The organism is Streptantibioticus ferralitis (assembly GCF_029223525.1).
GTDB lineage: Bacteria > Actinomycetota > Actinomycetes > Streptomycetales > Streptomycetaceae > Streptantibioticus_A > Streptantibioticus_A ferralitis.
In genome coordinates, this window is the sequence record NZ_JARHTQ010000029.1 from 84,033 (window position 1) to 92,668 (window position 8,636).

The following is an 8,636-nucleotide window of genomic DNA, read 5'->3' on the forward strand; positions in this document are numbered from 1 at the left end:
CGTAAGGGAATGGTGATAATGCCCCCCTAGCAATCCCCTAGACTGCCCAGAAGCCCCCTAATGAAGCCCCTAACGTCGATAGAAACGCCTTCTGTTCAAGAGCTGTCGCTAAGGTATTCGAGCATCGATACCGGTTCGACGTAAGGAATTCGTCATGACGGTGAAGATCAACGGGCACTACGGCAGTACGCCGCCCGCCTGCCCGTTTGAGGTAAGCAGCTCCTTTGAATCCACGAAAGAGTTCGGCAACCTCACCGTCACTTGGTGAAGGCGTAGTCAGCCGTCGTCATGAGGGGCGTATCCGTGACCGAGACCGAACAGATCGACGTACCGCATGTCTACGCCACCGTCCCCGTGGGTGAAGGCCCCGCCGCGGTTGCCCTCACTCCGGACGGCACTCGGGCGTACGTGGCGAACTACGGCAGGTGGGCGACCCGTACCCCCGGCGACACGGTGTCGGTCATCGACACCGCCACCGCCAAGGTCATCGACACCGTGGTGGTAGGCGTCGGTCCTTCGGGACTGGCAGTCGTACCCGACGGCTCACGTGTCTATGTCGTCAACTACGGGTCCGCGCGGCAGCCGGGTCACACGGTTTCGGCCATCGACACCGCCACGAACACGGTCGCCGCCACCATCGAGGTCGGCAACGCCCCGGACGGGGTAGCGGTCACGCCGGACGGCCGGCGGGTCTACGTGTCGGAACTCGGCTCCGAGGCCAACCCGGGCAACACCATGTCGGTCATCGACACCGCCACCGACTCGGTGGTCGGCACCGTCATCGTGGGCAGGGCCCCCGGTGCGGTGGCAATCGACGGCGACGGTGGACACGCCTACGTTGTGAATTACGGCGCGGAATCCGACACAGACGGCACCGTCTCGGTCATCGACATCGCGACGAATACTGTGACCGCGACCGTCACCGTGGGCGCGTCTCCGGGGGCAGTCGCAATCACCCCGGACGGAGCCTACGCGTTCGTCGCCGACCACGGTTCGTTCAGCGACCCCGGGGACACCATTTCAGTGATTGACACCCGTACGCAGTCCGTGGTGTCCGTCATCAAGGTCGGCGTCGGTCCCGGCGGGGTGGCGATCGCTCCCGACGGATCCCGGGCCTACATCGTCAACATGGGCGGCACCAGTGCTCCCGGAAACACCATGACCGTGATCGACACCGCGACAAGGTCGGTCATCACCACGGTTGCCGTCGAGCGCACGCCCGCCGGCATCACCGTCTCCCCGCAAGGGCGTTGGGCCTACATCGCGAACTACGGCGCAAACACGGTGTCCGTCGTCGACCTCGGGGGAGTCTGACCGGATCGGAAGCACTTCTCCCATGAGTGCGCTGCCCTGGCCCTCCTCCTTCGCCCGGTTCATCGGCAAGCGAATACCCCGAATTACCTTTCCTCCGCATAGGAGCGATCATTGAACACGACGTGTCCCGAGCCCGTCGCCTACCCGTTCGGCTCCGACGAGGGCCTTGCGCTGAGTAAGGCATATTCCGACGCACGGGAGGCCGACGGCCTGATCCGCGTACGCCTTCCCTACGGCGAGCCGGCCTGGCTGGCGACGCGCTACGCCGACGCCCGGCTGGTCCTCGGGGACCCGCGCTTCAGCCGAGCTCTGGCCGAAGAACACGACCCGCCACGGGCGAGGAAGTTCAACGCGCAGCCAAAGGCAATGTTCAACATGGACGCGCCCGATCACACCAGGTTGCGCAGGCTGATAAGCAAGGCGTTCACCATACGCCGAGTCGAGGAACTGCGGCCGAAGGTCCGCGACCTTGCCCACCAACTCATCGACGACATGGTGGCCGCGGGGCCGCCGGCGGACCTGGTCGAGGATTTCGCGTTGCCGATCCCCGTTGTCGTCATCTGCGAATTGCTCGGCGTCCCGGTGGAGGACCGGCCCCGGTTCCGGGGCTGGACCGACGCCATATTGTCGACCAGTTCGCTCACCGCCGAGGAAGGACGGGCCAAGCGCGGTGAGTTGGTCGACTACATACGGGAGATCATCGCGGCCCGCCGCGCGGCACCGGCCGACGATCTCATCTCAGCGATGATCGAAGCCCGCGACGTGGAAGACAAGCTCACCGAAATGGAGCTGCTCGACCACTGCGTCGGCCTCCTGATCGCCGGGCACGAAACCACTGCCTCCCAGATCCCCAGCTTCGTCTTCGCTCTGCTCGAACAGCCGGAGCACTGGGCGCGGCTGCGCGACGACCCCGAACTGATCCCAGCGGCCGTCGAAGAGCTTTTCCGCTTCGTGCCGCTCGGCAGCGGGTCCGCCGCTCCGCGTTACGCCAAGGAGGACATCGACGTCGGCGGCACGCTCGTGCGAGCGGGCGAGCCGGTCCTCGTCGCGCTCGGCGCGGCCAATCGCGACGCGCTCCGGTTCGAGGACCCCGAAGAAATCAGGCTCGATCGAACAAACAACCAGCACATCGGCTTCGGCTACGGCATCCACCACTGTCTCGGCGCGCCACTCGCCCGGCTGGAGCTACAGGAGGCCCTTCGTGCACTCCTGAGCATGTTGCCGAACCTCAGGGTGGCGGGCGACATCACGTGGAAAAGCGAGATGCTGGTCCGTGGGCCCAGGACCATGCCGGTCGGATGGTGACGCCGCCCGACACGGAGGGCCGCGGGCGCCGAGTCCCCGGGTGTGCCGGACCGCACGATCACTTCGACGACCCGCCCGCGCACAGCGGGCTCCTCCCTGTACACGCCGGAGCAACGTCGTGACCCGCTGCAGCGCCTGACCGACGGTGGGGAACATGCGTCGCATGGCAGTCGCGTGGCAAAGGAGCCGTGGACCTATCGGTCTGGCGGTCGGACGAGGTGAAGGGGAACTCCCGTGGTTGAGCACGTCGATGTCCTCATCGTTGGGGCTGGCCTGTCCGGCATCGGGGCCGCGTGTCACCTGCGCCGCGGATGCCCGGAGCGCACTGTGGCGATCCTGGAGGCCCGAGACGCGGTCGGCGGAACGTGGGATCTGTTCCGCTATCCGGGCGTGCGATCCGACTCGGACATGCACACGCTGGGGTATCGGATTCGCCCGTGGACAGAGCCGAAGTCGATCGCCGACGGCCCGAGCATCCTGGCCTATATCCAGCAGACAGCCCAGGAGTACGGTCTGCTGGAAACGATCCGCCTCCGGCACCGCGTGGTGAGCGCCGACTGGGACGGGGAACAGGCCCGTTGGACCGTTCACGCGGAGCGTGGCGAGGACACCGGCGCTGCCGAAGCGGCGACGATGACATGCTCCTTCCTCTACGTGTGCGCCGGTTACTACCGCTACGACGCGGGCTACCGCCCGCGGTTCCCGGATGCCGAGCGGTTCGAGGGCGTGATCGTGCACCCCCAGCATTGGCCCGAGGACCTCGACTTCACCGGCCGGCGTGTCGTCGTCATCGGCAGCGGCGCCACGGCTGTCACGCTCGTGCCCGCGATGGCCGAGCAGGCCGCACACGTGACGATGCTGCAGCGCTCGCCCACCTATGTCATGTCGCTGCCGACCCGGGACACCATCGCCGGCGCGCTGCGCCGGGTGTTGCCCAAGCGCACCGCGCTCGCCGCCGTACGGTGGAAGAACGCGTTGCTGGCGCTCGGCTTCTACCGGCTCAGCCGGAAGCGCCCGGACCTCGCGAAGTCGTTGCTGCGTAAGGGCGTCGCCAAGCAACTCCCGGCCGGCTACGACGTCGAGACCCACTTCGTACCGCGATACGATCCCTGGGATCAGCGGCTGTGTGTCGTCCCCGACGGGGACCTGTTCCGGGCCATCAGCGCCGGCCGAGCCTCGGTAGTGACAGATCACATCGATGCCTTCACCCCGACTGGGATCCAGCTGCGGTCGGGCGAGGAACTCCCGGCGGACGTGGTCGTCACGGCGACCGGGCTGAACATGCTCGCCTTCGGCGGCATACGCCTCACCGTGGCCGGCCGACCTGTCGATCCCGGCTCGACGGTCGCCTACAAGACCATGATGCTCTGCGATGTGCCGAACTTCGCCTGGACGCTCGGCTATACCAACTCCTCATGGACCCTCAAGGCCGATCTCGTCGCCCAGTACGTGTGCCGACTCCTGAACTACATGGCGGCTCGTGGACACGCTGTGGTCCAGCCGCTGTCCCCACCCGCTGAGGAACCCGTACTGCCGATCATCGACCTGCAGTCCGGCTACGTCCTGCGGGGCGCAGACGCGATGCCGAAGCGGGGACTTCGCGCGCCGTGGCGCACAGAACAGAGCTACCTGCGGGACGTGCGGCTATTTCGTCGCGGGCCGGTCGACGACGGCGTTCTCTTCACTCCGGCGCCCCTCGCGTCAGTGGCTGGCCCCCGGCGCCCCGACAACTCGTCGGCAGAGACGATGCCGGAACGGAGTCCCTGATATTCAGCCGGAACTGTTGATTCGGTGCGGGGGTCGAAACCACCGTCTCGCTCACGGTGCACCTACGGATTCCCGCCGAGCACCACAAGCGGATCCGGCACTCCAACTTCATCGAGCGCACCTTCGGCGAGACCCGCCGCCGCGTCAAGGCCATCGGCCGCTTCCCCAGCGAGACCTCCTGCGTCTCCCCGGTCTGGGGGCCCTGGACCGGGCCTCACGCGGCTGGCGCGGCTCCACCATGCCCCCCACCGCCCTGCGCACCTTCCAAGGCCTCCACCGAGCCCTGCTGGAGCCGCCAACACCGCTGTTGAAGACATCCGTTGAGATCGCGGCGGCACTTCAGGTAGCCGCCTGACATGAACCCCACGGAACTTCCGCGTCGAGCCATTTTCCTCTGCTTCGCGGACGCGACCCCCAGTCCACTTGGGCCTGGGCACCGGGGATCACCTCGAACCGGCGGTGCATGCCCGCCAACTCCTTTGGCGCGACGCCGAGTTCCCGGCGATCCTTGGCCGGGCCTGTTGGACGTAGAGCTTGGTCCGCCGGTAGATGCCGGCGAACCCGTACTCCGTGGCCAGCGCTCGTGGATGACGGCAGCCTCGTCGGCATCCTCCACGGGTGCCTGAAGCCCCGCACCCCTGACGACGAGACCACCGCCTGGGCCCACCACGCCAACCTCGTCACAGCCTGGCACCCAACGTCATGGGATGCCTGACAAGACGAAACGGTCCGCCGAATCGAGCCGACGGACCGTCACGACAGATCGAGGTTAGGGGTTGCGAGAAAATCTCCAGGGGGCCAATAGGGGGGAGAAGCCCTCTTCCGCCGCAATAGCGTCCGGCCGGAGCACCAGACGCCGGGGCAGGTACGACCTAGGTGGGGGCGAGAGTTGAGAGCCGAAGGTCACGCCGAATCGACGAACCACGAAACTTCCGGCTCCGACGTCGCCGTGATCGGAATGGCGTGCCGTCTCCCGCAGGCACCGAGTCCCGCTGATTTCTGGCAGCTGCTGTGCACCGGCACGAATGCCATCGGCGACGTCCCCGACGACCGCTGGCCGGACCGGCCCGGCAACGACGGCCACGACGACGCCCTTCGGGCGCTGGTCGGCCGGGGCGGGTTCATCGAGGCACCGGACGCCTTCGACGCCGCCTTCTTCGGCGTGTCGCCGCGTGAGAGCGCCGAGATGGACCCGCAGCAGCGCCTGGCGCTCGAGCTCAGCTGGGAGGCCCTCGAGGACGCCGGCGTCGTGCCGGAGTCGCTGCGCGGCCAACCAGTGGGGGTTTACGTCGGGGCGATGGCGAGCGATCACGCCAACCTGACCTTCCGGCGTACACCGGAAGCCATCAACCACCACACCATGGCGGGCACGCAGCGAGCCGTCATCGCCAACCGGATCTCGTATTTCACGGGTCTGCAGGGGCCGAGCATAACGGTCGACACCGGGCAGTCCTCGTCGCTCGTCGCGGTGCACATGGCCTGCGAGAGCTTACGCACCGGCGAGTCACGGCTGGCCCTGGCCGGGGGGGTCAACCTCAACCTGACCGAGCAGTCGGCGCTGCTGGAAGCCAGATTCGGCGGACTGTCCCCGGATGGGCAGTGCTTCACCTTCGACGACCGGGCGAACGGCTACGTCCGTGGCGAGGGCGGTGGTCTCGTCGTGCTCAAGCTGCTCGCGGACGCGCTCGCCGACGGCGATGACGTCTACTGCGTCATCCGGGGCAGCGCCGTCAACAACGACGGTGCCGGGGACGGCCTCGTGGTCCCGGCCGTGGCGGGACAGCGGGAGGTACTGACCCGGGCGTACACCCGAGCCGGCGTCTCCCCGGGGGACGTGCAGTACGTCGAGCTGCACGGGACCGGCACCAAAGTCGGCGACCCGGTCGAAGCGGAAGCTCTCGGCCACGCCATCGGCACCAGCCCGGACCGGGACCGCCCGTTGCTCGTCGGCTCCGTGAAGACGAACGTGGGCCATCTCGAAGGCGCCGCCGGGATCACCGGCCTGCTGAAGGTCGCCCTGATGCTCAAGCACCGGGAGATTCCGGCGAGCCTGAACTTCAACCGGCTGAATCCCGCCATCCGCGCCGACGAATGGAACCTCCAGGTCGTCGCCGAGCCGGTTTCGTGGCCGGAGCCCGCTGGCACTCTGCTGGCCGGTGTCTCGTCCTTCGGCATGGGCGGGACGAACTGTCACGTCGTGCTCAGCTCGCCGCCACCGGCCGCCAAGCCGCCCGCCCCCAGTGCGGAACCCAGCGAGCTCGCGTTCGTTCTCTCGGCCAAGTCCGCGGCCGCCCTGCGCGGTCAGGCGGAGCGGCTGCTGGACCGGGTGACCGCCGACCTGGCGCTGGACACCGTGGATGTCGCGTGGTCACTGATCGGCTCTCGGTCCGTCTTCGAGCACCGGGCCGTCGTGCTCTGCGGCGGGAAGGACGAGCTGACGGCCGGGCTCGCGGGCCTCGCCGCGGGCGAGCCGACCGCTGGCCTCGTCCAGGGCCACGCGCGGCCGGACCGCCGGGTGGCCTTCGTCTTCCCCGGCCAGGGCGCGCAGTGGACGGGCATGGCAACCGAGCTGCTGGAGTCCTCCCCGGTCTTCCGTGAAGCGATGGCGGAGTGCGCGCAGGCGCTGCGCCCGTTCGTCGACTGGTCGTTACCGGAAGTCCTCGACGACGAGGCCGCCCTCGATCGCGTCGACGTCGTGCAACCGGCGTTGTGGGCCGTGATGGTCTCCCTCGCCCGGCTGTGGCGATGGGTGGGGGTGGAACCCGCGGCTGTCGTGGGGCATTCGCAGGGTGAGATCGCGGCGGCGTGTGTGGCTGATGGGTTGTCGCTGGCCGACGGGGCCCGGGTGGTGGCGCTGCGCAGCCGGGCGATCGCCGAGGTGCTGGCCGGCCGCGGCGGGATGGTCGCGGTCTCGCTCCCGGCTGGGGAGGCGGAAGATCTGATCGCCCGCTGGGCGGGCCGGCTGTCGATCGCGACGGTGAACGGTCCGGGCTCGGTGGTGGTGTCCGGCGAGTCCGAGGCGATCGGCGAGCTGTCGGCGTACTGCACCGAAGCCGAGATCCGAGTGCGTACCGTTCCAGTGGACTATGCATCACATTCCGCGGTCGTTGCGGAGATCGAGAGTCGGCTGCTCGCCGACCTGGCCCCGCTGCAGCCGCGCGCGGGTGCGGTGCCGATGTACTCGTCGGTGACCGGCGCCCTGGTGGACACCGCGGAACTCGGTGCGCAGTACTGGTACCGCAACCTCCGGCAGACCGTGCGGTTCGAGACCGCGACCCGCGCGCTCGCCGCGGACGGGATGTCGGCGCTGGTGGAGGTAAGCCCGCATCCGGTGCTCACCGTGCCGGTCCAGGACACCCTGGACGACCGTGACGTCATCGTCACTGGCAGCCTGCGGCGAGACAATGGCGGTCTCGGACAGTTCCTGACCTCGGTGGCGCAGGTCCATGTGCACGGCGTACCGGTGTCGTGGACGTCGCTCTTCGAGGGCCGGCAGCCGCGCCGGGTCAAGCTGCCCACGTACGCGTTCCAGCGCGACCGGCACTCCGTCATCGGACTCGGCCGGGGCCCCGCGCAGCTTCCCGAGGCCGAACCGGTCGCGGTGCCGGCGAACCAGGCCGACGCGTTCACCCGCAGGCTGGCGCCGCTGTCCGCCCGGGAGCGCGACAGCTGCCTGCTCGCGGCGGTCCGCGACCATGCCGCCGCGCTGCTGGGTCATCGCAGTGGCGACGATGTTGATCCCACGGTGCCGTTCCGGTCGGCTGGCTTCGACTCGCAGACCGCCGTCGAACTGCGCAATCGGCTGCAGAGTGTCACTGGGCTGGCCATACCCAGCAGCATGGTGTTCGACTATCCGACCCCCGCCCGCCTCGCGGCCGTCCTCGCCGGTCGGCTCGGTGGCACGGAGTCAGCCGACGACACGGCTATCCGGCCTGCAACACCGCTCGCCGACGACCCGATCGTCATCGTCGGGATGGCATGCCGCTTCCCGGGTGGTGTTGCCGATCCCGACCAGCTGTGGGACCTCGTCATCGGGGAACGCGACGTGATCTCCGGCTTCCCGACAGACCGGGACTGGGATCTGGAGCACTTGTACGGGCCCGACACGGCCGGTCGGCTGGCCGGTGGGTTCGTCGAGGGTGTGATGGATTTCGATGCGGGTTTCTTCGGGATGTCTCCTCGGGAGGCGTTGGCGACGGATCCGCAGCAGCGGTTGTTGTTGGAGGGTTCGTGGGAGGCGTTGGAACACG

The 8,636-nt window shown here is 68.3% G+C and carries 5 protein-coding genes; all 5 read left to right on the forward strand.

The genetic code is table 11. The annotated features are described in order from the left end of the window. Window positions 1-303: 303 nt before the first annotated feature. A complete protein-coding gene (locus tag P2L57_RS31615; RefSeq protein WP_275820368.1) occupies window positions 304-1,314 on the forward strand; it encodes a choice-of-anchor I domain-containing protein in 1,011 nt (336 codons plus the stop codon). Window positions 1,315-1,425: 111 nt separating this feature from the next. Continuing rightward, a complete protein-coding gene (locus P2L57_RS31620) occupies window positions 1,426-2,619 on the forward strand; it encodes a cytochrome P450 (RefSeq protein WP_275820370.1) in 1,194 nt (397 codons plus the stop codon). A 234-nt stretch (window positions 2,620-2,853) separates the two neighbouring features. Continuing rightward, entirely contained in the window at window positions 2,854-4,386 is a 1,533-nt protein-coding gene (locus tag P2L57_RS31625) for a flavin-containing monooxygenase (protein WP_275820372.1), read from the forward strand. A gap of 56 nt (window positions 4,387-4,442) precedes the next feature. Continuing rightward, window positions 4,443-4,697 (forward strand): transposase, encoded by a 255-nt coding sequence (locus P2L57_RS40940; protein WP_372516007.1) that lies wholly within the window; start codon window positions 4,443-4,445, stop codon window positions 4,695-4,697. Window positions 4,698-5,344: 647 nt separating this feature from the next. Then, window positions 5,345-8,636, forward strand: a 3,292-nt coding sequence (locus tag P2L57_RS31635) for a type I polyketide synthase (protein WP_275820374.1), incomplete at its 3' end; no start/stop codon positions are given.